We start from the raw sequence: 25041 nt of genomic DNA, 5'->3' as shown, positions 1-25041 counted from the left end.
GTCAGGCGGTCAGGCTTTCCAGCCCACCGAGGTAGGGACGCAGGGCCTGCGGCACACTGATGCTGCCATCCGCCTGCTGGTAGTTCTCCATGATCGCCACCAGGGTGCGGCCGACCGCCAGGCCGGAGCCGTTGAGCGTGTGCAGGAGTTCGGGCTTGCCGGTCTCGGGATTGCGCCAGCGCGCCTGCATGCGGCGGGCCTGGAAGTCGCCGAAGTTGCTGCAGGAGGAGATCTCGCGATAGGTGTCCTGGGCCGGCAGCCAGACCTCGAGGTCGTAGGTCTTGCGCGCCGAGAAGCCGATATCGCCGCTGCACAGGATGACTTTGCGGTAGGGCAGCTCCAGCCGCTGCAGCACCGTTTCTGCATGGCCGGTCAGCGCCTCCAGTGCGGCATCCGACTGCGCCGGGCGCACCATCTGCACCAGTTCGACCTTCTCGAACTGGTGCTGGCGGATGATGCCGCGGGTGTCGCGGCCGTAGCTGCCCGCCTCGCTGCGAAAACACGGGGTGTGGCAGGCGAAGCGCACGCCCTCCTCGCCGAGTTCCGCATCCTCGAAGATTCGCTCGCGGGCGACGTTGGTCACCGGCACCTCGGCGGTGGGAATCAGGTAGTAGCCCTGCTCGCCCTCCAGGCGGAACAGGTCCTCGGCGAATTTGGGCAGCTGGCCGGTGCCGCGCAGGGAGTCGCGGTTGACGATGTACGGCACGTAGATCTCGCGGTAACCGTGTTCGTTCGTATGCAGGTCGAGCATGAACTGGATCAGCGCGCGGTGCAGGCGCGCCAGCGGGCCGTACATCACGGTGAAGCGCGAGCCGGTGATCTTGCCGGCGGTATCGAAGTCCATGTCGCCCAGGCCTTCGCCGAGGCTCACGTGGTCGCGGACCTCGAAGTCGAACGCGCGCGGCTCGCCCCAGCGGCTCACCTCGCGGTTGTCATCCTCCGAGGCGCCCGTGGGCACGGCATCGTCGAGCAGGTTGGGCACGGACAGCAGCAGGTCCTCGATCTCGGCCTGCACGTCCTTGGCCGCCGCGGTCGCCGCGTCGATCTGGCCAGCGATTTTCTGCAGGGTCTCCTCGACCTGGGCCTTGGCCTCCTCGATGCTCATGCCCTGTGCCTTCAACACACCGATCTGCTTGGACGCCGCCTTGCGCTCGGCGAGCAGGTTCTGGCTGTCGACGTCCGCCTGCTTGCGGCGCGCGTCCAGCGCCTCGAACTGTGTCACGTCGAAGTCGAATCCGCGTTTTTTCAGTACCGCGGCTACCGCTTGCGGGTCCTGCCTGACGGCCTTGATGTCCAGCATGTTGTTGTTTCCTGTAACTGCCAATCCGGTGATCGGCGCGGGTCCGCCTGAGGCTAGACCAGCGCCCGGGTGAGGTGAATGGAGAGTCCCGTCATCAGCACGCAGAGCACCACGCTGGCCAGGGTGTAGCCCAGCGCCGGTGCGAGTTGCCCCTGTTCCAGCAGTGCGATCACATCGAGGGAGAAAGTGGAGAACGTGGTGAACGCGCCGAGGAAGCCGACCATCAACACGCTGCGCCAGTCCGGATGCAGGACCTGCCGCTCGATAAGCACGAAAATCGCGCCGATACAGAACGAGCCCAGCGCGTTGACGAACAGGGTGCCCGCCGGCCAGCGCGCCTGGAACAACTCGTGCGCCCAATTGGAGAGCAGGTAGCGGGATACCGCCCCGCACGCCCCGCCCAGGGCGATGAACAAGAGGTATTTCATGTCGGTCGGGAGAGACTCAATCGTAGCGGCGTATTGTACTGGTTTTGTCCCGGCTGCGCAGGTAATCGAGCTTCTCGCGGATCTTCTGCTCCAGGCCGCGATCCACCGGGTGGTAATAGACGCGGTCCTTCAGCGACTCGGGAAAATAGTTCTCGCCTGCGGCGTATCCGCCCTCCTCATCGTGGGCGTAGCGGTAGTCTGCACCGTGATCCATGGACTTCAACAACTGGGTCGGCGCGTTGCGCAGGTGCAGCGGCACCTCCTGGCTGTCGCCCTGGGCGATTTCCGCGCGTGCCGCATTGTAGGCGGTGTACACGGCGTTGCTCTTGGCCGCACAGGCAAGGTAGATGATGGCCTGGGCGATGGCCAGTTCGCCTTCGGGGCTACCCAGTCGCTCCTGCACCTGCCAGGCGTCCAGGGCAATGCCCAGCGCGCGCGGGTCGGCGTTGCCGATGTCCTCGCTGGCCATGCGCACCACGCGCCGCGCCACGTACAGCGGGTCGCAGCCGCCGTCGAGCATGCGGCAGAACCAGTACAGGGCGGCATCCGGGGCGCTGCCGCGCACTGCCTTGTGCAGGGCGCTGATCTGGTCGTAGAACACGTCGCCGCCCTTGTCGAAGCGGCGCAGGGATTCCTGCAGCACTTCTGCCACGGTGGTCTCTTCGATGCGCCCGTCGACAGCCAGGTCCGCGGCCAGCTCAAGCAGGTTGAGCGCGCGGCGGGCGTCGCCGTCCGCCTGGGCCGCGAGCAGGTCCAGCACATCAGGGTCGGCGCCTACCGGCGTTTCCAGTGCGGCGATGCCGTTGTCGAGCACCGCGCGGATATCCTCGCGTTCCAGTGGACGCAGCTTGTACACGCGCGCGCGGGACAACAGCGCGTTGTTCAACTCGAAGGAAGGGTTCTCCGTGGTGGCACCGATGAAGATCAGCGTGCCGTCCTCCACGTAGGGCAGGAAAGCGTCCTGCTGGGATTTATTGAAGCGGTGGACCTCGTCGACGAACAGGACGGTGTCGCGCCCCAGTGACTTCAACTCGCGGGCGCGCGCGACCGCCTCGCGGATCTCCCTGACCCCGGACAGCACGGCGGAAATCTGCAGGAATTCGGCATCCGCTGCCTGGGCGGCGATACGCGCCAGGGTCGTCTTGCCCACCCCGGGGGGACCCCAGAAGATCATCGAGTGCAGCTGGCGCTGCTCCAGGGCGCGGCGCAGGGGCTTGCCCGGCGCCAGCAGGTGTTGCTGGCCGACGTAGCCGTCGAGGTCCTGCGGTCGCAGGCGGGCGGCTAACGGCTGGTAGCCCGAACCCTGCGCTGCGAACAGGTCACCGCTCATGGTAGAGCAGGTCCACACCCTCCGGCGGCACGAAGTGGAAGTCCTCCGGAGTGAGCGGCGGTGAGCTGAGTTCGCTGAACTCGATCAGCAGTTGCTGGCCGAGGTTGTCGAGAATTTCCATGCCGGCGAGCTGGCCCTCGGCGAACACCAGGGTGAGCTGGCGAAATGCGGTGTCCTCGCCGCGCGGTGTCAGCTGGAAGCGGCCGCGGCCGGTGGCGGAAACCGTGTAACGCTCGCGCAGCGCATCGCGATCACCCGCAAGTACCTGCAACGGTGTCGCGGTCTGCTCGCTGCGCAGGGGGCGCCGGGTCACGGTTTCGAGATCGCGGTCGTAGTGCCACAGGTACTCGCCGTCGGTGATGACTAGCTGGCTGTCCGGATTTTCGATGTCCCAGGCGAAAAAACTCGGGCGCAGCAGCCGGAAGCTGCCGCTGCTGTGGCTCAGCTCCCCGGATGGGCCGGCCTGCAGGCGGCTCTGGCTGAACTGTCCGGCAAGGGTGTGCAGCGCGTCCAGTTGCCCGGCGAGCTGCGCGCTGGCATCTTGGGCTTCTTCCGAGCGGGCGATACCGACGAACAGGCACAGGGCGAGCGCCGCCAGGAGCAGGTATTTGTACATAGGTGTCTCAGTCTTCCGGTGGCGGGGGCGCGAGTACCTCGCGCTGGCCGTTGCTGCCCATCTCGCTGACCACGCCGGCCATTTCCATCGCCTCGATCAGGCGCGCGGCCCGATTATAGCCGATGCGCAGCTTGCGCTGGACACTGGAAATCGACGCGCGCCGGCTCTTGGTCACGTAGTGCACGGCCTCGTCGTACAGGGCATCGCTCTCATCGTCGTCGTCACTGGCACTGGCCTGCAGCTCGCCGGCGGTGACCGGGGTCTGGCCACCCTCGTCGAGCAGGCCGTCGATGTACAGCGGTTCGCCGCGGCGCTGCCAGTCGGCGACCACCCGGTGCACTTCCTCATCTGAGACGAAGGCACCGTGCACGCGATTGGGTACGCCGGAGCCGGGCGGCAGGTAGAGCATGTCGCCGTGCCCGAGCAGTTGTTCCGCACCGCCCTGGTCGAGAATCGTGCGCGAGTCGATCTTGGACGAGACCTGAAAAGCGATGCGGGTGGGCACGTTGGCCTTGATCAGGCCGGTAATCACATCCACCGAGGGGCGCTGGGTGGCGAGGATCAGGTGGATACCCGCCGCCCTCGCCTTCTGCGCGATGCGTGCGATGAGTTCCTCGACCTTCTTGCCGACGATCATCATCATGTCGGCGAATTCGTCGATGACGACCACGATGGAGGGCAGCTTCTCCAGGTTGGGCGGGGTCTGCTCCTCGTTGGTCTCTGCGAATATCGGGTCCGGCTTCCACAGGGGGTCCGGGATCGGTGCTCCCGCCTTCTCGGCATCGAGAATCTTGCGGTTGTAGCCACCGAGGTTGCGCACGCCCAGGGCCGCCATCAGCTTGTAGCGCCGCTCCATCTCCGCCACGCACCAGCGCAGGCCGTTGGCGGCGTCCTTCATGTCGGTGATCACCGGCGTGAGCAGGTGCGGGATGCCGTCGTAGACCGACAGCTCGAGCATCTTCGGGTCAACCAGGATCAGGCGCACGTCCTCCGGGCCGGACTTGTACAGCAGGCTGAGCAGCATGGCGTTGACGCCGACGGACTTGCCCGAACCGGTGGTGCCCGCCACCAGCAGGTGGGGCATCTTGGCGAGGTCCGCACATACCGGCTGGCCGGAAATATCGTGGCCGAGCGCGAGTGTCAGTGGCGACTTGGACTGGTCGAAGGCACGCGACGAGAGCACCTCGCGGAAGTTGACCACCTCGCGGTGCTCGTTGGGAATCTCGATGCCGACCACGGACTTGCCCGGGATGACCTCGACCACGCGCACCGAGATCACCGCCAGCGAGCGCGCAAGGTCCTTGGCCAGGTTGGAGATGCGCGAAACCTTGACCCCTGCCGCCGGCTGGATCTCGAAACGCGTGATCACCGGCCCGGGGTAGACCGCAACCACCTCGGCGGTCACCCCGAAGTCAGCCAGCTTGAGTTCGAGCAGGCGGGACAGTGCCTCCAATGCCTCCTGGGAGTAGCCCTGTTCCGGATCCTTGCTGTCCGGGTCCAGCAGTTCCAGCGGCGGCAGTTCGCCGGTGATGGGCGCATCAAACAGCGGCTGCTGGCGCTCCTTTTCCGCCCGTTCAGAGGGTTCGGGCTTGGGTTTCAGGGGCTTGATCTTCGGCGGCTTGCGCTTGCGCTCCTTCTCGACGTGTTCCTCGATAACCACCTTGCGCGCTTCGACGGCCTTTTCCCGTGCGCGGCGGTCCTTCAGTTCATCCAGGGTGCGCGTGATCCACTCGCGGCTGGCGCTGAAAGCGCGCAGTGCCCAGCCGCCCAGGCGGTCCATCAGCCCAAGCCAGCTCAGGTCGGTAAAGATGGTGATGCCGAACAGGAACACCGCGAGCAGGATCAGCCGGCTGCCCACCGCGCTGAAAGCCACCTCGAAGGAACCGCCGATGGCCTGGCCGAGGATGCCGCCGGCGCCCTGCGGCAGGCCGGAGCTGCCGAGGTCGTTGAGCGCCGCGAGCGCAGTGCCGGCCACCATGACCAGCACCAGCCCGAGGGCACGGATGCCGAGGATCACCCAGTCGAAGGCCTTCGCCTCCTTGCGTTCGAGGAGGATGACCAGTGCGCGATAGGCGAGCATGAGCGGGAACAGGTAGGCGGCGTAGCCGACCAGGGAAAAGAACACATCCGCCAGCCACGCGCCGGTCGGGCCGCCGAGATTGGCGATACCGCCACCCATGCCGCTGGCCGACCAGCCCGGGTCGCGCGGGCTGTAGGTGAACAGCGCCAGCATCAGGTACAGGCAAACCGCGCTGATGCCGATGAACGCGCCCTCGCGCAGGCGCGTCGCCATCAGGTGTTCGGTGTTGGTCGTTTCTGCCACGCCGTTGCTGTCCTTTCCCACGCCCCTTACCGCAGTGCCGGCCCGCCCTTCAGCAGGCTTTCCGGAAAGGGAGTATTGTCCCCCAATTTATGAGAATTATCAAAGGCTTATAGGGCATAATTCGAGCGCGTCGGGACTTTGCCGACGGACGGGCTTTAAAGTAACATAGGGCGCCCCCATAGAGGTAACCTGATTCCCCGACACGCCCGCCAGGCCCGGGCGCAACCTCCCTGTGCAGAAGGAACCCTGTTGATGAGTGATGTACGCCATATTCCCCTGATCATCCTTGGTAGCGGCCCCGCCGGCTATACCGCGGCAGTCTACGCGGCGCGCGCCAACCTGCAGCCGGTGGTCATCACCGGGATGCAACAGGGCGGCCAGTTGACCACTACCACCGAGGTAGAGAACTGGCCCGGCGGACACGCGGAACTGCAGGGCCCCGAACTGATGACCAACATGCAGGCCCACGTCGAGCGCTTCGGCACCGAGGTGCTGTTCGACCATATCGAGGAAGTGGACCTCTCCAGCCGGCCCTTCAAGCTCAAGGGCAGCGGCAGCTACACCTGCGACGCCCTGATCGTCGCCACCGGCGCCTCCGCGCAATACCTCGGCCTGCCCTCCGAGGAAGCCTTCATGGGTAAGGGCGTCAGCGCCTGCGCCACCTGCGACGGGTTCTTCTATCGCGGCAAGGAAGTCGCCGTAATCGGCGGCGGCAACACCGCCGTCGAGGAAGCCCTGTACCTGGCCAACATCGCCAGCCACGTCACTGTGGTGCACCGCCGCGACGCCCTGCGCTCGGAGAAGGTGCTGCAGGACCGGCTGTTCGCCAAGGAGAAGGAAGGCAAGGTCACCATCCTGTGGAACCACGTTCTCGACGAGGTGCTGGGTGATGACAGCGGCGTGACCGGTATGCGCGTGCGCAACGTCAAAGACGACAGCACCAGCGACGTCGACCTCGCGGGCGTTTTCGTCGCCATCGGCCACAAGCCGAACACGGATATTTTCGCCGGTCAGCTGGACATGAAGGACGGCTACATCGTCATCCGCAGCGGCCTCGAGGGCAACGCCACGGCGACCAGCGTGCCCGGCGTATTCGCCGCCGGTGACGTCGGCGACCACATCTACCGCCAGGCGGTGACCTCCGCCGGTTTCGGCTGCATGGCGGCGCTGGATGCGGAGAAGTACCTCGACAACCTGTAAGCCGCACACGCCTCCTCGGCGGCGGCGTTTTCTGCTTCAATAAAGGCATGCGCTACCTCCGCCAACTCCAGGGCGGCGAAGATTTCCCGCCGAGCAGCGAAGCGCTGGATTATCCCAGCGGGCTGCTCGCCGTGGGTGGCGAACTCTCCCCCGAGCGCCTGCTCGGGGCCTACCGGCGCGGCATCTTTCCCTGGTTCGAGGAACCCCAGCCGGTATTGTGGTGGACGCCGGACCCGCGCTCGGTGCTGTTCCCGGAGAACCTGCATATCTCGCGTTCCCTGCGCAAAACCCTGCGCAGCGATTGTTTCTCCCTGGCGGTGGACCAGCGTTTCGAGCACGTGATGCGCGAGTGTGCGCAACTGCGCAAGGACGGCCTGGGCACGTGGATCGGCCCGGCCATGCTCGGCGCCTACTGCGACCTGCACGCGCTGGGGCACGCACATTCAATCGAAGTGCTCGACGCCCACGGCGAACTGGTGGGCGGCTTGTACGGCCTCGCCGTCGGCCGCAGTTTCTTCGGCGAGTCCATGTTCAGCCGTGAAACCGACGCGTCCAAGGTGGCCCTGGTAGCGCTGGTGGACATCATTCGGCGCGGTGGATTTCGTGTCATCGACTGCCAGGTTGAGAGCCAGCATCTCAACTCTTTGGGCGCGCAAAACATTTGCAGGGAAGATTTCGAACGCTTGCTTGACGAAACAATCGATGTGGCGCACGATTTAAATGTGTGGCGACTCCCGCCTACATGCGGAGAACTGTTGTGACGTCTTCACTGCGGGACCTCAAGGTCTACACAACCTACCCCCATAGCTGCAGCTACCTGGAAAACCGGGAAGCCACGACGCTGTTTGTCGATCCGCGGCAGGAAGTCGACCAGGCCCTTTACAGCAACCTCTCCGTACTCGGCTTCCGCCGCAGCGGCAACCACCTGTACCGCCCGCACTGCAGCCATTGCCAGGCCTGTATCCCGGCGCGTATCCCAGTGCGGGATTTCGTCGCCAACCGCACCCAACGGCGGACACTGAACCGCAACAGCGACCTCGAAGTGGAGTGCACCGGGGATATCCGCGATGCCGCCGCCTTCGATCTCTACCGCCGCTACATCGAACGCCGCCACTCCGATGGCGACATGTATCCCCCGGACCGGGAACAGTATCTGTCGTTCCTCAACAACGCCTGGGAGTGCACCCGCTACTACCGCTTTTACGATCAGGGCAAGCTCACCGCTATTTCCGTTGTCGACGAGCTGCTCGACGGCCTCTCGGCGATCTACACCTTCTTCGACCCCGGCGCAGTCAAGCGCAGCCTCGGCCGCTACGCCATTCTCTGGCAGATCGAGAAGACCGCGGCGATGGAACTCGACTACCTGTACCTCGGTTACTGGATCAAGGACTGCCGCAAAATGGCCTACAAGTCCGAGTACCGTCCCCTGGAACTTTACGTCAACGGTCGCTGGACCGCCCTGGTCTGAGTCCGGCTTTTCCCATCACCTGGCAGTCTTAAGGTAGAATCGAGCGCGTGTTTAGGGCAAAATGCGCCCCGGTTTCTGATAGAGGACTGCCAATAGAATGGCAAAGGAAGACCAGATTGAAATGGAGGGCGAGGTCATCGACACCCTCCCAAACACCACTTTCCGTGTCCAACTGGAGAACGGCCATGTGGTAACGGCTCATATCTCCGGCAAGATGCGCAAGAACTACATTCGCATTCTCACCGGCGACAAGGTTCGTGTGGAACTCACACCTTACGACCTGACCAAAGGCCGCATCACCTACCGCGAGAGATAATCCGCGCCGGGCTTTCGCCGCAGCGCGGACGCCGAATCAGGCCTGGCTCTCCTCCAGCACCGACTCTTCCTCCTTCACCTGCACCTCGAGGCGATCTTCCGCCTTGTTCAGGGTGACCAGGGCGATCCCCCCTGTGCGCGCGAGTTCGCCGAACAACACCATTTCCGCCAGCGGCTTCTTGATGTGCTCCTGGATTACGCGCTCCATTGGGCGCGCACCCATGTGCCGGTCGTAGCCCTTCTCCACCAGCCACAGGCGGGCATCTTCGTCGACATCAAGGGTGACGCTCTTCTCGTCGAGTTGGCCCTGCAGTTCGGTGAGGAACTTGTCGACCACGGTGAGGATGACATCCTCGCCCAGCGGCTCGAACTGCACGATGGAATCCAGCCGGTTGCGGAATTCCGGGGTGAACATGCGGTTGATCGCTTCCATGGCGTCCGTGGTGTGGTCCTGGTGGGTGAAACCGATGGTGCGGCGACTGATGTTCTCGGCGCCGGCGTTGGTGGTCATGACCAGGATCACGTTGCGGAAATCCGCCTTGCGCCCGTTATTGTCGGTCAGGGTGCCGTGGTCCATCACCTGCAGCAGCAAGTTGAAGACTTCCGGGTGGGCCTTTTCGATTTCGTCGAGCAGCACCACGGCGTGCGGGTGCTTGGTCACCGCGTCGGTCAGCAGGCCGCCCTGGTCAAAACCGACATAGCCGGGGGGTGCGCCGATCAGGCGGGACACGGTATGGCGCTCCATGTACTCGGACATATCGAAGCGGATCAGCTCCAGGCCCAGCTGGCGTGCCAGTTGTTTGGTGACCTCGGTCTTGCCCACGCCAGTGGGGCCGGCGAGCAGGAACGAGCCGATCGGCTTGTCGCCTGAGCGCAGGCCGGCGCGGGCCATTTTGATCGACGTCGCCAGGCTGCTGATTGCCGCGTCCTGGCCGAACACCACCATGCGCAGGTTCTGCTCCAGCCGCTGCAGTACCTCCTTGTCGTCCGAGCTGACGGTCTTCGGCGGGATACGCGCGATCTTGGCGATGACCGCCTCGATATCGCTGACACCAATCACTTTCTTGCGCTTGGACACCGGCAGCAACTGCTGGTAGGCGCCGGCCTCGTCGATCACGTCGATGGCCTTGTCCGGCAGGAAGCGGTCGGTGATGTACCGCGCCGAGAGGTTAGTGGCAACTTTCAGGGCCTTGTCGGTGTAGCGCAGGCCGTGGTGCTCCTCGAAGCGCGACTTGAGGCCCTTGAGAATCTTGTAGGCGTCCTCGGGGCTGGGCTCAAGCACGTCGACTTTCTGGAAACGGCGCGACAGGGCGCGGTCCTTGTCGAAGATGCCGCGATATTCCTGGAACGTGGTGGAACCGATGCAGCGCAGCTTGCCCGAGCTGAGCAGCGGCTTGAGCAGGTTGCTGGCGTCCATGACCCCGCCGGAAGCAGCGCCGGCGCCGATGATCGTGTGCACTTCATCGATGAACAGGATGGCGTGATCGCGCTTTTTCAGCTCCGCGAGCAGGCCCTTGAAGCGCTTCTCGAAATCGCCCCGGTACTTGGTGCCGGCCAACAGCGAGCCGAGATCCAGGGAGTAGACCACGGCATCCTTGAGCGTTTCGGGCACGTCGCCATCGACGATTTTCTTGGCCAGGCCCTCTACGATGGCGGTCTTGCCGACACCGGATTCACCCACCAGCAGCGGGTTGTTCTTGCGCCGCCGGGCGAGGATCTGTGCCACCCGCTCGACCTCGGGCGCGCGGCCGATCAGCGGGTCAATATTGCCCTGGGCCGCTTCCTTGTTGAGATTGGTGGCAAAGTTGTCCAGCGGGTTGCCCTCGCCGTCGTCGCGCGGGGCGTTCTCGGCCTCGGCAGCCGGGTCCGGCTCGCTGGACTCGCCCTCCCCGGACACCTTGGAGATGCCGTGGGTGATGTAGTTGACCACGTCGAGGCGGGCCACGCTCTGGGTCTTGAGGAAGAATACTGCCTGGCTCTCGGACTCGCTGAAGATCGCTACCAGCACGTTGGCGCCGGTGACCTCGCTTTTGCCGGAGCTCTGCACGTGGAACACGGCGCGCTGCAGTACCCGCTGGAAACCGAGGGTGGGTTGGGTGTCGCGCTCGGCCTGGTCTTCGGGGATCAGCGGCGTGGTGGCATCGACGAATTCGACCAGGTCGCCGCGCAGGGCGCCGATGTCGGCACCGCAGGCCTTGAGTACACGGATGGCGTCGTTGTTGTCGAGCAGTGCGAGCAGCAGGTGCTCCACCGTCATGAACTCGTGTCGCTTGGCCCTGGCCCCGCGGAATGCATCGTTCAGGGACTGTTCCAGGTCTTTACTCAGCATATACCACTCCCGGCCGCCTGGGCCTTTTCACACGAATTGGTCTCGTCGGACTAGCCCTCCGAGGCCTCGATCTCGCACAGCAGCGGGTGCTCGTGCTCCCGCGCGTACTGGTTGACTTGGGCTGCCTTGGTCTCGGCGATGTCGCGGGTGAAGATGCCGCAGACACCCTTGCCCTGTGTATGTACGGTGAGCATGACGTGGGTCGCCTGCTCGCGGTTCATGCGGAAAAAGATTTCCAGCACTTCGACCACAAACTCCATGGGGGTGTAGTCGTCATTGATCAGCACCACCTTGTACAGGGGTGGTCTCTTGAGTTCCGGCCTGGACTCCTTGAGCGCGGTATCGCCTTCGCCTTCGCGCTGCTCCTGGTCGCCCATACGCCAGCCGTTGCCGGGGCGGATATATCTCACGGGCCTGCTCTGCAAAATGGTCGCGGGTTCACTAGTGGACATATGTACAATACTCGGGTTTTCAAGGGGCCGCAAACTGGACAAGGGGCCCGTTTTGTAGTGATATTGTCGGCTAACCGCAGCGCATTTGTTGCTACGCGCGCGGCAAAAAAAAGGCCCACTGATGTGGGCCTTTTTGCGTTGAGGCGCTGGGCCTGGCTTACATGGCGTCGACCACGGCCTTGCCGAACTCGGAGCAGGACAGCAGGGTTGCCCCGTCCATCAGGCGCTCGAAGTCGTAGGTGACGGTCTTGGCCTGGATGGCGCCGTTCATGCCGTTGATGATCAGGTCCGCGGCCTCGTTCCAGCCCAGGTGGCGCAGCATCATCTCGGCGGAGAGGATCAGCGAGCCCGGGTTGACCTTGTCCTGGCCGGCATACTTCGGCGCGGTGCCGTGGGTGGCCTCGAACAGTGCCACGGTGTCGGACAGGTTGGCGCCCGGCGCGATGCCGATGCCGCCGACCTGGGCGGCCAGCGCGTCGGACAGGTAGTCACCGTTCAGGTTCAGGGTGGCGACCACGCTGTAGTCTTTCGGGCGGGTCAGGATCTGCTGCAGCATGGCGTCGGCGATGACGTCCTTGATGACGATCTCCTTGCCGGTGTTCGGGTTCTTGATGGACACCCAGGGGCCGCCGTCGAGCAGTTCGCCGCCGAATTCTTCCTGGGCCAGTTCATAGCCCCAGTCGCGGAAGGCGCCTTCGGTGAACTTCATGATGTTGCCCTTGTGCACCAGGGTCACGGAGGGCAGGTCCTGGTCGATGGCGTACTGGATGGCCTTGCGCACCAGGCGCTTGGTGCCTTCCTCGGAGACCGGCTTGATGCCGATGCCGACGTTGTTGGGGAAGCGGATCTTGGTGGCGCCCATTTCATTGATGATGAAATCGACGACCTTCTTGGCTTCCTCGGAATCGGCCTTGTACTCGATGCCGGCGTAGATGTCCTCGGAGTTCTCGCGGAAGATCACCATGTTGCAGGCGCCGGGATCCTTCACCGGCGAGGGCACGCCCTCGAACCAGCGCACCGGGCGCAGGCAGGTGTAGAGGTCCAGTTCCTGGCGCAGGGCCACGTTCAGGGAGCGGAAGCCGCCGCCGACCGGGGTGGTCAGGGGGCCCTTGATGCCCACTGAGTATTCCTTGATCGCGTCCAGGGTCTCCTCGGGGAACCAGTCGCCGTCGTACATCTCGGCGGCCTTTTCGCCGGTGTAGATCTCCATCCAGGAAATTTTCTTCTTGCCGCCATAGGCTTTCTCGACAGCCGCGTCGACCACGTCGATCATTACCGGGCTGATATCCACGCCGATACCATCACCTTCGATGTAAGGAATGATAGGATTGTCCGGAACGGTCAGACTGAAATCGGCATTGACGGTGATCTTCTCACCCTCAGACGGAATCTGGATATGCTTATAGCCCATATGTTTACTCCAATGCTGCTTGGGTTATCTGGATGGCAGGGGGATCCGGTCGGGTGCCCCGGACGAAGCGGCCGGCATTGTAGCATGAAAGCCGCGTTTTCTGACCTCTCACCGGTCAATTTCAGCACCGCGGACTGATCTGTGGCGGAACTCCTGCTGTTCAACAAGCCCTTCCAGGTGCTCAGCCAGTTTACCGACAGCGACGGTCGCGCCACCCTCGCCGATTACCTCGACGCGCCGGGATTTCGCGCCGCCGGCCGGCTGGACTACGACTCTGAGGGGCTGCTTTTACTCACCGATGACGGCGGCCTGCAACAGCGTATCGCCAACCCGCGCCACAAGCTGTGGAAGACCTACCGGGTGCAGGTCGAGGGCGTGATCGACGCCGCCGCACTGGCCAGCCTGGAGCGCGGCCTGGAACTCAGCGATGGCCCCACCCTGCCCGCCCGGGCCCGGCGCATCGAGCCGCCCACCCTGTGGCCGCGCCAACCCCCGGTGCGCACACGCAAGACGGTTCCAGACAGCTGGCTCGAACTCGCTATTCGCGAGGGTCGCAACCGCCAGGTGCGGCGCATGACTGCCGCAGCGGGCTTTCCCACCCTGCGCCTGGTGCGCTGGGCAGTGGGCGACTGGACACTGGATGGCCTGCAGCCCGGCGAACACCGCCGCGTCTTCGTACACGAGAGGGGTCAGAGCCCTTTTTCCTCCCCGCACGCGGGGAGGAAAAAGGGCTCTGACCCCGGTGCTTCACGCGCGAGAAGGAGAAAGGGCTCTGCCCCCGGTCGAGGACACCGCCGATGAGCGACTGGCCGCCCCACGTCACCGTGGCCACCGTGGTCGAGCGCGACGGTCTCTTCCTGATGGTCGAGGAGCGCGACAAGAGCACCGGTGAGATGGTGTTCAACCAGCCCGCCGGGCACCTCGACCCCGGCGAGAACCTGCGCGAGGCCGCCCTGCGCGAGACCCTGGAGGAGACCGGCTGGGAAGTGGAACTCACCGGTGTGCTCGGCATGGCGCTGTACAACGCGCGCAACGGCACGGTGTACTACCGCACCACCTTCCTTGCCCGCCCCGTGCGCGCCGTTCCCGGGGCAACGCTGGACCCGGATATCCACGCTGTGCACTGGCTCAGCTACGAGGAAATCGAGGCCAATTCTGCTAAACTGCGCAGCCCGCTGGTACTGGCGGCCATCGAGCAATATCGCAAGGGCCTGTGTGGCCCGTTGGACCTCGTATACGGATGAGCCTCAACGCTTCCACCAAGGTCATCGTCGGCATGTCCGGCGGTGTGGATTCTTCTGTTGCCGCACTGCTGCTGCGCGAGCAGGGCTACGCCGTGGAAGGCCTGTTCATGAAGAACTGGGAGGAGGACGACGGCACCGAGTACTGCACCGCGAAAGAGGATTTCGCCGACGCCCAGGCGGTGGCGGACAAGCTCGGCATCACCCTGCACGGCGCCAACTTCGCCGCGGAATACTGGGACAACGTCTTCGAGCATTTCCTGGCGGAATACCGTGCCGGGCGCACGCCGAACCCGGACATCCTGTGCAACCGGGAGATCAAGTTCAAGGCCTTTCTCGACTACGCGCGCATGCTCGGCGCCGACCTCATCGCCACCGGTCACTACGTGCGCCGCGGCGAGGACGACACCGGCGCCACCCTGCTCAAGGGACTGGACCCGAACAAGGACCAGAGCTACTTCCTGCACGCGGTGGGCCACAGCGAACTGGCCGACTCGCTGTTCCCGGTGGGCGAACTGGAAAAACCCGAGGTGCGCGCCATCGCGGAGAAGCACGAACTGGCCACGGCAAAGAAGAAAGACTCCACCGGCATCTGTTTCATCGGCGAGCGCCGCTTCAAGGATTTCCTCGAGCAATACCTGCCCGCCAAGCCCGGCGAGATCCACTCCCTGGACGGCGAGTGCCTGGGCCGCCACCAGGGACTCATGTACCACACCATCGGCCAGCGCCAGGGCCTGGGTATCGGCGGCCTGGCCGAGCACGGCGACGCGCCCTGGTACGTGGTGGGCAAGGACCTGGAACGCAACGTGCTGCTGGTGGCCCAGGGCAACGACCACCCCGCACTGTTCAGCGACAGCCTGGCCACCGGCGATATCTACTGGGTCGCCGGCGAGCCCCCCACCCTCCCGCTGCAGTGCCAGGCCAAGGTGCGCTACCGCCAGCCGGACCAGGCCTGCACCGTGCAACGCGAGGGCGACGGTTATCGGGTCGATTTCGCCGAGCCACAGCGCGCGGTGACGCCGGGACAGTCCGTCGTCTTCTACGATGGCGAGCGCTGTTTGGGCGGCGGCGTGATAGAACAGGCCGCGTAGCGTGGGCAGGGAACTGACAAGCATCGAGAAGCAGACCCTGGCGCTGGCCGGGGTCACCCAGGCGGCGCGCATCGTCGACCAGGTATCGCGTACGGGTACCTATCCCGTGGAATTCCTGGAGTCGTCGATGCACAGCCTGTTCACCTTCGACGCCTCGGACGTGGCCGAGGTCTACGGCGGCATCGCCGGGGTCAAGCTGGGATTGATCAACCTCTCCGCGATGCTCGCCAATCGCGACGAGGCGGAGAACCGCGACGTGACCCGCTACGTGTTCAACCTTCTCTACCTCGAGCGCAAGTTCGCTGCCAGCCCGGAGATGATGTCCGTTGTGCACTCGCGACTGGAGCACGCCAGCTTTCGCGCCGAGCACTTCGCCTCCCATGTCGGCGCCATCTGCCACAGCGTCTCCGGCATCTACCAGGATACGCTGAGCCAGTTACGCTACCGCATCAAGGTCACCGGCAGCGAGCAGCACCTGCGCGACGAGGGCAACGCCGACATCATCCGCGCCCTGCTGCTGGCGGGGATTCGCTCCGCCTTCCTCTGGCGCCAGCTGGGTGGTCGACGCTGGCGTTTGCTGTTCCAGCGCAAGCAGTTACTGCAGACCAGCCAGGCGCTGTCGCGCAATCTCCCGGTAGTGTAAAATCCGCCCCCCTGCGATTTCCGGAGCCGAGCATGGACCTCTCTGCACTCACCGCCATCTCCCCTATTGACGGCCGTTACGCCGGCAAGACCCGCGCCCTGCGCGAGGTGTTCAGCGAATTCGGGCTGATCAAGCGCCGCGTGCTGGTCGAGGTGCGCTGGCTGGAGTGTCTCGCGGCGCATCCCGGCATTCCCGAGGTGCCGGCCCTGTCGCCAGCCGCCCGCAAGCAGCTGGCTGTCATCCTCGACCAGTTCAGCGAGGTCGATGCGCGGCGCATCAAGGACATCGAAGCCACTACCAACCACGACGTGAAAGCAGTGGAGTACTTCCTCAAGGAGCGCTTCGCCGGCGATGCCGAGTTGGAAGCCATCGAGGAATTCGTGCACTTTGCCTGCACCTCCGAGGACATCAACAACCTGTCCCACGCGCTCATGCTGCGCGACGGCCTCAGCGTACTGCAGGCGGAGATGCACGGGGTGACCGAGGCCCTCGCCGCGCTGGCACGGGAGCACGCCGACCAGGCCATGCTCTCGCGCACCCACGGCCAGACCGCCAGCCCCACCACCATGGGCAAGGAACTGGCCAACGTGGTCGCGCGCCTGCGTCGCCAGCTGCAGCAACTCGCCGGCATCGAGTGCCTGGGCAAGATCAACGGCGCCGTGGGTAACTACAATGCCCACCTGGCCGCCTACCCGGATGTCGACTGGCAGGCCAACGCCGAGCAGTTCGTCACCTCGCTGGGCCTGGCCTGGAACCCCTACACCACGCAGATCGAGCCGCACGATTACATGGCCGAGTTATTCGATGCCATCGCGCGTTTCAACACGGTGCTGATCGACTTCAACCGCGATACCTGGGGCTATATCTCGCTGGGCTACTTCAAGCAGAAAACCATCGCCGGCGAAGTGGGTTCCTCCACCATGCCGCACAAGGTCAATCCCATCGACTTCGAGAACTCCGAGGGCAACCTGGGCCTCGCCAACGCGGTGTTCGGCCACCTCGCCGCCAAGCTGCCGATCAGCCGCTGGCAGCGCGACCTCACCGACTCCACCGTGCTGCGCAACATGGGTGTCGGCTTCGGCTACGCGATGATCGCCTACCAGGCCTGCCTCAAGGGCATCGGCAAGCTGGAGCTGAACCGCGCGCGCCTGGCCGAGGACCTCGACGCCAGCTGGGAAGTGCTGGCCGAACCGATCCAGACCGTGATGCGCCGTTACGGCATCGAGAAGCCCTATGAAAAGCTCAAGGCGCTCACCCGCGGCCAGGACATGAGCCGCGAGGTGATCCGCGAGTTCGTCGAGAAGCTCGACATCCCCGAACCGGCACGCCGCGCCCTGCTGGAACTCACTCCGGCCGACTACACCGGCAACGCCGCCAGCCAGGCTGGCGCTATCGAGTAACCGGCTTGGCCGACACAGTGGCGCTACAGCTCGACCGCGAGGACTTTCTCGCCCGCTACTGGCAGCGCGAGCCGCTGCTGTTGCGCAATGCCCTGCCCGGCTTTACCCCGCCACTGGACGCCGGTGAGCTGGCTGGCCTGGCCATGGAGGACGAGGTCGAATCGCGCATTATCGAGGAGGCCGGCGGGGGCTGGCTGCTCAGCCACGGCCCCTTCGGCGAGACCGAGTTTCACCGCGACACACCATGGACGCTGCTGGTGCAGGCGGTCGATCACTATGTGCCGGAAGTGGCAGAGTTGCGCCAACTGGTCGACTTTATTCCGCAGTGGCGCATCGACGACGTCATGGTCAGTTATGCCGTGGACGGCGGTAGCGTCGGCCCCCACTACGACAACTACGATGTCTTCCTGCTACAGGGCGAGGGACGCCGCCGCTGGCGGGTTGGCCAGCAATGCGATGCCACTACTGCGCTGCTGCCTCACGATGAACTGCGCATCCTGCGCGATTTCCAGTGCCGTGCGGAGTATGTCCTGGGGCCGGGTGATATCCTGTACCTGCCGCCGGGTGTCGCGCACTGGGGTATCGCCGAGGGCGAGTGCACAACCTTCTCGATTGGCTTTCGGGCACCGCGGGTAAGCGACCTGCTTTCACGCATGGTCGATGCCCGTCTGGAGGGCCTTGATCCACAGTGGCTGTTTACCGATCCGGGCCGCAATGCCGTTTCCCGTCCCGGTGAAATCAGTGCGATGGACCTCGAACGGGCCCGGGCTCTGGCGTTGCAGGCCCTGAGTGCCGAATGCGATGGACGCTGGCTGGGGGAACTGGTTACCGAAGCCGGTGAAAAAACCTGCCTGCCTGAACCCGAAGAGGCCCCGGCATGGTCCGAGGCAGGGGCTGCGTTTCTGGACGACGCCGCACGCGTCGCATGGCTGGAGCAGGACTGCGCCGTGCTGGTATTCGCCAACGGCCAGAGCCGGGAGTTCGACGGCGCGCTGGCCCCGGCCATCGCTGCACTGTGCGCGCAGCGCCAGTGGCAGCGCGCCGAGATCGAAACACTGCGCACGTCGGCGCAGGGAGAAGCGCTACTGGACTTCCTGGTCCAGGCGGCGTGCCTCTACAGCGACTGAGTTTCGCCCTCCTCCTGCACCGAGCAGGTCTCTACTCAACCGCCCCCCTGCCTATGCGAAAGGCGGTGGCGATACCGAAGATCACAAACAACGCACTCAGGAAGCCGAAGTCGGCGGCGATAATATCGGCGCTGGAGTAATCCTGGATGGATTCCACCGTTTGCGCCTGCCATTGTTCGAAGCTGGGTTGTTCCTGATCGATCCACAGCAGCGTGGGCGCATCGTACTCGTTAAATTCGGCAATCTCCTGCTCGCTGACGCCGTTCTCGCTGTCGGCCTCGGAGTAACTGCGTGTGACGAGAAAGTGGCGCAGGGCAGCGTCACTGCCGTCGAGTTCCCGATACAGCTGCGCATCCTCGCGCAACTCATCGTACAGTGCTACGGCTTCGGCGGAAGCGCCCATATGCTGGGAGAGACTGTCCACTACCTCGTTTTTCATGGCCTCCGCTGTGAGGTATTTGCCGCCCATGATCGCAGCCAGCGCCAGTGCGCCGCACAGGATGCCGTTGGCCTGCCCGCGCCCGCCCAGCAGGACGGACGCGATACCGACCGCACCGCCAATGCCCCAGGCGACGATGCCAAACTCCATGCCGGCGTTCACCGCGATCAGCATCCACAACACCGCTCCGGCCACCGCGGCAGCAGCGGCTGCGGCGATGGACGGCAGGTTGGTGGAGTCAGGCGACTCGTCGATGACCATGGCGGCAGCGGCCGGCTCTTCGTCAGGACCGGCGGTGTCGGCCGCGGCAGGGGCTGGCGCCGATCGCGCGCGTGGTGTGCTTGCCTCGGCGGCGATCGGAGGCGTGTACTTTTTGACGAAAATGCCGCACTCGCCACATTGCTCGGCGCGCGGCTGGGTCGTCTGGCACTTGGGACAGACCATGAGCGCCTGCTCGGGCTCTGACGCCTGCGCAGGACTCTCGATGGCCACCAGTTCCAGTGCCGGGGCTTTTTTCGGCTCCTCGGGCTGTTCCGGGACTCGGCGGCTGGTCAGGCCGACCGAGCGCAGCGCCTGCTCGTAGGTGTTGGCCTGTTTGGCGTCGAGGTGGCGTTGCAGGACGCGTGCCCTGCCCTGGAAGTACTTGTCAGCCCTTGTCGCATCGACGTTGAACGTCGCGCAAAATGCCGCCTTGGCCTCGTCGGCGCTGCGCCCCTCCAGCAGCTCGCCGGTGACCTCCACGGTGTACTTGAGTTGTTCCCCTGGCATGTAGACGTCCTTGTGTCTATCTTGTTGTCCCCGCCGGTCAGACTACTGCGACCTCGGCGGATTTGCCCAGCACAGAGCGACGAAGCTGCTAGGTGCGTCACAGTTTTTTGCGGCCTCTCCACCTGTACCGATCCGTCCTGGCACCACGGGTAGCAGTGGAGAAACGAGAGTGCAGTACGCCGGGCACGCCCGATCGAGTATTGCGAGCCAGGCAGCAGTCTTGCTAGCCTGCCAACACTCAGGAAAAGACGGGTTTCTCACATGTCTAACGATGGCTCGCTGACAGCGATAGACTATCCACAGCCTTTCGATGCAATCACGGTAGAACTGTGTAAGAGCGCGCGGCGCTATGTCGCCATCCTGAGCCCGGCCCTGGACCACGCAGCCTTCGACAACCCGGAACTGGTCTCCGCACTCAGCGAACTGGCACGTGAAAGCCGCCAGACCGAGGTGCGCATCCTGATTGCCGATTCGCGCCCCCTGGTCACCCGTGGTCACCGCTTGATGCACCTGGCGCGCCGTATTCCGACCGCGGTGCGCCTGCGCAAACTCCCCGAACACCCACAGTGGAAAGGCGAGACACTGGTGATCCGGGACCGCGATGCGCTGCTGCACAAACCCGCCGACCAGGGGGAACGCGCCTTCTACCATCCAGAGGACCGGGCGCGCGCCGAGCAGGCGCTGGAGTTGTTTGATGAACTGTGGCGCTACAGCGAGGAAGATCCGGACCTGCGCACCCTGACCGTCTAGTCCGCCGGGCCGTCCGCCAGCATCACCCCGACTTCATTGCCCTCATAGATCAGCTCGAACAGGCGCAGCCCGCGGCAGGCGTCGCTCCCCTCCTGCAACAGGCGGCCGTCGTCCAGGGAAAAGCGCAGGCCGTGCAGGGGGCAGCGCAGGATAGCATCGGTGAACGTCGCCTCCTCCAGCGGATGTCCGCGGTGCGGGCAGGAGGCTTCGAACAGGTAGCGCTCGCCGTCGCGCTGTACCAGTAGCAACTGTACCTGGTCGATCTTGAAGCGGCAGACATAACCGTCGTGCAGGTTGATAAGTTTGTCCAGCGGGTAGAAGCGCATGGCGGGCTCCCAGGCGCCACCTGGGCGGACAATCGCGTCGCGCGATTTCCCCGACCTGCCAGCGCCGCCCTAGAGGGCGTCGATTATCTGCTTTGCCGCAGCGTAGGCTGTGATCTGTGCGCTGGCAACCCCCTGCTCCAGCTCGGGCAACATGCGCCGCACCTCGGGGTTACCGCGTAGTTTCAGCAACAGCATCTCCTGTACCAGCTGGTGCATCCAGTCGCGGTTCTGCTTGGCGCGCTTCTCGGTAAACCAGCCGTTGTCCTGGGCCTGCAGGTAATAGTCCACCAGCATGCCCCACACCGCGTCGATATGCAGGTTCTTCAGCGCCGAGCAGGTCATCACCCGGGGTGTCCAGAAGCTGGTGTGGCGCAGCAGGTTCATCGCGCTGGTGTACTGCTGGCGCGTCAGCATCGCCAGGCGCTCGCTGTCGCCATCGGCCTTGTTGATCACCAGCGCATCTGCCAGCTCCATAATGCCCTTCTTGATGCCCTGCAGTTCATCGCCGCCGCCGGGCAGCATCAGCACCATGAAAAAATCCACCATGCCGGCAACCTGGTACTCGCTCTGGCCAACGCCCACGGTCTCCACCAGGATCACGTCGTAGCCCGCCGCCTCGCACAGCAGCATGGTCTCGCGGGTCTTTTGCGCTACGCCGCCCAGCGCGCCTTCGGAGGGCGACGGACGGATATAAGCGCCCTCGGCCCGCGACAGGTGTTCCATGCGTGTCTTGTCGCCGAGGATCGAGCCGCCGGCGATCGGCGAACTGGGGTCCACGGCCAGCACGGCGACGCGCTTGCCCTGCTCGATCAGGTACAGGCCGAACGCTTCGATGAACGTGGATTTGCCGACACCCGGTACGCCGGTGATACCCACGCGCATGCTGTTGCCGCTGTGCGGGAGCACCTGCTCAAGGATGTCCTGGGCCTGTTCGCGGTGGGCGGGCAGCTTGCTCTCGACCAGGGTGATGGCCTTGGCCAGTGCGCGGCGGTTGCCGGAGAGGAGTTTTTCGAGGTCAAACGCGGTCATACAGGATTTTGTCTCGATCTTGTTCCGGTGTGCTGGCCGCGCCGCGCCGACAATCGGGCGCTTCGCGGACACGCCAAAAAGCGTACGTCCATGTACAGGCTCGGCAGCGGCCATCCATGGCCGCTGACGGTCCGAGAAGCGCCCGATTGCCGGCACTTCGCTTGTACCGGCGTCTAAGGCAAATACGTACCTCAGGCGGGATTGGGGCCTGAACTGAGCGCTTCAGCACCGAACACGCCTTTGCGGACCATCGACCGCCATGGATGGCGGGCGCCGAGCCTGTACATGGACGTACGCTGTTTGGCGTGTCCGCAAAGGCGTGTTCGGTGCTGGAGCGCGCCGGGTACAGAACAGTAGAGAACCCTTCGCCCCGGTCAGCCCTGCGCTTCGCTAACAGCGTCGAGCACCTCCCGCGCACACACCGGAATCGGCGTGCCGGGCCCAAAGATGCACTTCACGCCAGCGTTGTACAGGTAGTCGTAGTCCTTGCGCGGAATCACCCCACCGGCGATCACCACGATATCCTCAGCGCCCTGCTTCTTCAGCTCTTCGACCAACTCGGGTACCAGGGTCTTGTGACCGGCAGCCAGGGAGGAGGCGCCCACCACGTGCACGTCGTTCTCGATCGCCTGGCGCGCGACTTCTTCCGGGGTGGAGAACATCGGCGAGAGGTCGATATCGAAGCCCGCGTCGGCGAAGGCCGTGGCGACGACTTTCGCGCCGCGGTCGTGGCCGTCCTGGCCCATCTTGCACACCAGCATGCGCGGCCGGCGGCCGTGTTGCTCGACGAAGGCGTCGATGTCGGCGCCGATGGCTTTCCAGCCCTCGTCTTCCTGGAAGGCGCTGCCGTAAACACCGGAGACTGTCTGTGCGTGGGCGTTGAAGCGGCCGAACTCGCGCTCCATGGCGAAGGAGATCTCGCCGACGGTGGCGCGGCGGCGGGTGGCCTCGACGGACAGGGCCAGCAGGTTGCCGTCGCCGGAGATTGCGGCCTGGTAGATGTCCTCGAGGATCGCTTCCACGGCAGCTTCATCGCGTTTTTCACGCAGGGCGGCGAGGCGCTTGAGCTGTGCTTCGCGCACCGCCTGGTTATCGATCTCCAGGGTGTCGAAATCTTCCTCTGTGTCGATCTTGTACTTGTTGACGCCGACGATGACGTCTTCGCCGCGGTCGATGCGCGCCTGTTTCTGGGCGGCGGCTTCCTCGATGCGCAGCTTGGGCATGCCGGTTTCGATGGCCTTGGCCATGCCGCCGGCTTCCTCGATCTCGGTGATCAGTTCCCAGGCCTTATCGGCGATGTCCTTGGTCAGGCTTTCCATGAGGTAGGAACCGCCCCAGGGGTCGACGACCTTGGTGATGCCGGTCTCTTCCTGGATGATCAGCTGGGTGTTGCGGGCGATGCGCGCGGAGAATTCGGTGGGCAGCGCGATGGCCTCGTCGAAGGCGTTGGTGTGCAGGGACTGGGTACCGCCGAACACCGCGGCCATCGCCTCGATGGTGGTGCGCACCACATTGTTGTAGGGGTCCTGCTCGGTGAGCGACCAGCCGGAGGTCTGGCTGTGGGTGCGCAGCATGGAGCTCTTCGGGTTGCTCGGGTTGAACTCGCCGACAATCTGCGCCCACAGCAGGCGCGCGGCGCGCATCTTGGCGATCTCCATGTAGAAGTTCATGCCGATGCCCCAGAAGAACGACAGTCGCGGCGCGAACTGGTCGATATCCAGACCCGCGGCCAGTGCGGTGCGGATGTATTCCTTGCCGTCGGCCAGGGTGTAGGCCAGCTCCAGCGCGGCGTTCGCACCGGCTTCCTGGATGTGGTAGCCGGAGATGGAAATGGTGTTGAACTTGGGCATGTGCTCCGAGCAGTAGGCGATGATGTCGCCGATGATCTTCATGCTCGGGGCCGGCGGGTAAATGTAGGTGTTGCGCACCATGAACTCTTTGAGGATGTCGTTCTGGATGGTGCCCGCCAGCAGGTCCTGGGATACACCCTGCTCTTCCGCGGCGACGATATAGCCCGCCAGTACCGGCAGCACGGCGCCGTTCATGGTCATGGAAACAGAGACCTTATCCAGCGGGATGCCGTCGAACAGGATTTTCATGTCCTCGACGGAGTCGATGGCGACACCGGCCTTGCCCACGTCGCCGGTGACCCGCGGGTGGTCGGAGTCATAGCCGCGGTGGGTGGCGAGGTCGAAGGCCACGGAGATGCCCTGCCCGCCGGCGGCCAGCGCCTTGCGGTAGAAGGCGTTGGATTCCTCGGCGGTGGAGAAGCCCGCGTACTGGCGAATGGTCCACGGGCGCCCGGCGTACATGGTCGCCTGCGGGCCGCGGATGTAGGGGCTGATGCCAGGCATGGTGTCGGCGTACTCGAGCCCTTCGAGGTCCGCCGCGGTGTACAGCGGCTTGACGTCGATGCCTTCCGGGGTGTGCCAGATCAGCGAATCCAGCGGCTTGCCGCGCATCTGCTTTTCGGCCGTCGCGGCCCAGGTTTCGGGGGTCGCCTTGGACTTGTCGTAGATTTTGTCGCTCATGGGTTATGTCTCTCGTGATTGGGGTCGGCGAGATAGGGGCCGATAGGGGCCAGAGCCCTTTTTTACAAAGCTAAAAAAGGGCTCTGACCCCGGTGCTCGGTGACCAGTCAGTGGCCGTCGGCCGCGGGCTGGTTGATTTCGATCAGCACGCCGTCGCAGCTCTTCGGGTGAATGAAGATTACCTTGCAGCCGTGGGCGCCGGGGCCGGGGGCGTCGCTGAGGAACTGGTAGCCCTTGGCCTTGAGGCGCTCGACGTCCTCCACGATGTTGTCCGAGCGGAAGCAGATGTGGTGCAGCCCGCCCGGCTTCTTCTCGAGGTACTTGGCGATCGGGCCCTCGCCATTGAGCGGGTGGACCAGTTCAATCTGGGTCGGCGGCAACGGGAAGAACGCAGTGGAAGTCTTCGCCTCGGCGACATCCTCGGTGCCCTTGAATTCCAGGCCGAAGTCTTCCATGAAACGCTTGATCGCCGCCTCGAAGTCGGGGACGGCGATCGCGATGTGGTCGAGTGCGGTAATCATCTG

24 protein-coding genes are annotated in these 25041 nt (G+C 64.5%); 11 read left to right on the top strand and 13 right to left on the bottom strand.

The annotated features are described in order from the left end of the window. Position 1: 1 nt before the first annotated feature. Genes serS through E4634_RS04630 form a run of 5 tightly spaced genes read right to left on the bottom strand, consistent with a single transcriptional unit; the run spans position 2 to position 5967 of the window. The gene (serS, locus tag E4634_RS04650) at positions 2-1300 is read right to left on the bottom strand and encodes a serine--tRNA ligase (RefSeq protein WP_135441426.1); all 1299 of its coding nucleotides are present in this window, start codon (positions 1298-1300) and stop codon (positions 2-4) included. Positions 1301-1353: 53 nt separating this feature from the next. Then, a complete protein-coding gene (crcB, locus tag E4634_RS04645; RefSeq protein WP_135441425.1) occupies positions 1354-1728 on the bottom strand; it encodes a fluoride efflux transporter CrcB in 375 nt (124 codons plus the stop codon). 16 nt (positions 1729-1744) lie between these two features. Then, the gene (locus E4634_RS04640; RefSeq protein ID WP_135441424.1) at positions 1745-3058 is read right to left on the bottom strand and encodes a replication-associated recombination protein A; all 1314 of its coding nucleotides are present in this window, start codon (positions 3056-3058) and stop codon (positions 1745-1747) included. After that, positions 3048-3674 carry an outer membrane lipoprotein periplasmic chaperone LolA gene (lolA, locus tag E4634_RS04635; RefSeq protein WP_135441423.1) on the bottom strand — a complete coding sequence of 209 codons (627 nt, stop codon included), beginning with the start codon at positions 3672-3674 and terminating at the stop codon, positions 3048-3050. The genes E4634_RS04640 and lolA overlap by 11 nt, the downstream gene beginning before the upstream one ends. Before the next feature lie 7 nt (positions 3675-3681). Continuing rightward, positions 3682-5967 (bottom strand): DNA translocase FtsK, encoded by a 2286-nt coding sequence (locus tag E4634_RS04630; RefSeq protein WP_135441505.1) that lies wholly within the window; start codon positions 5965-5967, stop codon positions 3682-3684. Positions 5968-6249: 282 nt separating this feature from the next. Here E4634_RS04630 and trxB point away from each other — a divergent pair, with 282 nt between their 5' ends. The 4 genes from trxB to infA all read left to right on the top strand — a co-directional run bounded on the left by trxB (position 6250) and on the right by infA (position 8981). Further along, on the top strand, positions 6250-7197 hold the full coding sequence (gene trxB / locus E4634_RS04625; protein ID WP_135441422.1) for a thioredoxin-disulfide reductase: 948 nt from the start codon (positions 6250-6252) through the stop codon (positions 7195-7197). Between the two features lie 47 nt (positions 7198-7244). Further along, a complete protein-coding gene (gene aat / locus E4634_RS04620) occupies positions 7245-7958 on the top strand; it encodes a leucyl/phenylalanyl-tRNA--protein transferase (protein ID WP_135441421.1) in 714 nt (237 codons plus the stop codon). After that, positions 7955-8665 carry an arginyltransferase gene (locus tag E4634_RS04615; protein ID WP_135441420.1) on the top strand — a complete coding sequence of 237 codons (711 nt, stop codon included), beginning with the start codon at positions 7955-7957 and terminating at the stop codon, positions 8663-8665. The genes aat and E4634_RS04615 overlap by 4 nt, the downstream gene beginning before the upstream one ends. Positions 8666-8762: 97 nt before the next feature. Continuing rightward, positions 8763-8981 carry a translation initiation factor IF-1 gene (gene infA / locus E4634_RS04610; RefSeq protein ID WP_027948202.1) on the top strand — a complete coding sequence of 73 codons (219 nt, stop codon included), beginning with the start codon at positions 8763-8765 and terminating at the stop codon, positions 8979-8981. A gap of 36 nt (positions 8982-9017) precedes the next feature. On the opposite strand, the gene clpA is transcribed toward infA, so the two are convergent. From clpA to icd, 3 genes are all read right to left on the bottom strand, one after another. After that, on the bottom strand, positions 9018-11309 hold the full coding sequence (gene clpA / locus E4634_RS04605) for an ATP-dependent Clp protease ATP-binding subunit ClpA (protein WP_135441419.1): 2292 nt from the start codon (positions 11307-11309) through the stop codon (positions 9018-9020). Between the two features lie 50 nt (positions 11310-11359). After that, positions 11360-11686: an ATP-dependent Clp protease adapter ClpS gene (gene clpS, locus E4634_RS04600; protein WP_135441504.1), complete on the bottom strand. Its 327-nt coding sequence runs from the start codon at positions 11684-11686 to the stop codon at positions 11360-11362. A gap of 232 nt (positions 11687-11918) precedes the next feature. Then, the gene (gene icd, locus E4634_RS04595; protein ID WP_135441418.1) at positions 11919-13172 is read right to left on the bottom strand and encodes an NADP-dependent isocitrate dehydrogenase; all 1254 of its coding nucleotides are present in this window, start codon (positions 13170-13172) and stop codon (positions 11919-11921) included. Positions 13173-13313: 141 nt separating this feature from the next. Between icd and E4634_RS04590 the strand changes: the two genes are divergently transcribed. From E4634_RS04590 to E4634_RS04565, 6 genes are read left to right on the top strand one after another with little or no spacing between them, the layout of a single operon-like run. Further along, on the top strand, positions 13314-13973 hold the full coding sequence (locus E4634_RS04590) for a pseudouridine synthase (protein ID WP_135441417.1): 660 nt from the start codon (positions 13314-13316) through the stop codon (positions 13971-13973). Then, on the top strand, positions 13970-14416 hold the full coding sequence (locus E4634_RS04585) for an NUDIX hydrolase (RefSeq protein WP_135441416.1): 447 nt from the start codon (positions 13970-13972) through the stop codon (positions 14414-14416). The genes E4634_RS04590 and E4634_RS04585 overlap by 4 nt, the downstream gene beginning before the upstream one ends. Next, positions 14413-15504 (top strand): tRNA 2-thiouridine(34) synthase MnmA, encoded by a 1092-nt coding sequence (mnmA, locus tag E4634_RS04580; RefSeq protein ID WP_135441415.1) that lies wholly within the window; start codon positions 14413-14415, stop codon positions 15502-15504. Before E4634_RS04585 ends, mnmA begins: the two co-directional genes overlap by 4 nt. Position 15505: 1 nt before the next feature. Then, complete coding sequence (hflD, locus tag E4634_RS04575) at positions 15506-16147, top strand: high frequency lysogenization protein HflD (RefSeq protein WP_240725084.1); 642 nt, start codon at positions 15506-15508, stop codon at positions 16145-16147. 32 nt (positions 16148-16179) lie between these two features. Continuing rightward, positions 16180-17547, top strand: coding sequence for an adenylosuccinate lyase (gene purB / locus E4634_RS04570; protein WP_135441414.1), 1368 nt, complete (start codon positions 16180-16182; stop codon positions 17545-17547). A 5-nt stretch (positions 17548-17552) separates the two neighbouring features. Continuing rightward, positions 17553-18674, top strand: coding sequence for a cupin domain-containing protein (locus E4634_RS04565; protein ID WP_206046793.1), 1122 nt, complete (start codon positions 17553-17555; stop codon positions 18672-18674). Positions 18675-18705: 31 nt separating this feature from the next. On the opposite strand, the gene E4634_RS04560 is transcribed toward E4634_RS04565, so the two are convergent. After that, entirely contained in the window at positions 18706-19881 is a 1176-nt protein-coding gene (locus E4634_RS04560; RefSeq protein WP_135441413.1) for a hypothetical protein, read from the bottom strand. 261 nt (positions 19882-20142) lie between these two features. On the opposite strand from E4634_RS04560, the gene E4634_RS04555 reads away from it, so the two are divergent. Beyond that, positions 20143-20631: a DUF7931 domain-containing protein gene (locus E4634_RS04555; protein ID WP_135441412.1), complete on the top strand. Its 489-nt coding sequence runs from the start codon at positions 20143-20145 to the stop codon at positions 20629-20631. Here the strand turns inward: E4634_RS04555 and E4634_RS04550 are convergent. The 4 genes from E4634_RS04550 to mce all read right to left on the bottom strand — a co-directional run bounded on the left by E4634_RS04550 (position 20628) and on the right by mce (position 25038). Continuing rightward, positions 20628-20957 carry a Rieske (2Fe-2S) protein gene (locus E4634_RS04550; protein ID WP_135441411.1) on the bottom strand — a complete coding sequence of 110 codons (330 nt, stop codon included), beginning with the start codon at positions 20955-20957 and terminating at the stop codon, positions 20628-20630. The genes E4634_RS04555 and E4634_RS04550 overlap by 4 nt on opposite strands. A gap of 69 nt (positions 20958-21026) precedes the next feature. Continuing rightward, positions 21027-21986: a methylmalonyl Co-A mutase-associated GTPase MeaB gene (meaB, locus tag E4634_RS04545; RefSeq protein WP_135441410.1), complete on the bottom strand. Its 960-nt coding sequence runs from the start codon at positions 21984-21986 to the stop codon at positions 21027-21029. A gap of 374 nt (positions 21987-22360) precedes the next feature. Continuing rightward, on the bottom strand, positions 22361-24517 hold the full coding sequence (gene scpA, locus E4634_RS04540; protein WP_135441409.1) for a methylmalonyl-CoA mutase: 2157 nt from the start codon (positions 24515-24517) through the stop codon (positions 22361-22363). 107 nt (positions 24518-24624) lie between these two features. Further along, complete coding sequence (gene mce / locus E4634_RS04535; RefSeq protein ID WP_135441408.1) at positions 24625-25038, bottom strand: methylmalonyl-CoA epimerase; 414 nt, start codon at positions 25036-25038, stop codon at positions 24625-24627. Positions 25039-25041 lie beyond the last annotated feature (3 nt).

This window comes from Mangrovimicrobium sediminis (genome assembly GCF_004745945.1).
GTDB lineage: Bacteria > Pseudomonadota > Gammaproteobacteria > Pseudomonadales > Halieaceae > Mangrovimicrobium > Mangrovimicrobium sediminis.
This window is presented reverse-complemented; position numbering and strand designations above follow the sequence as displayed.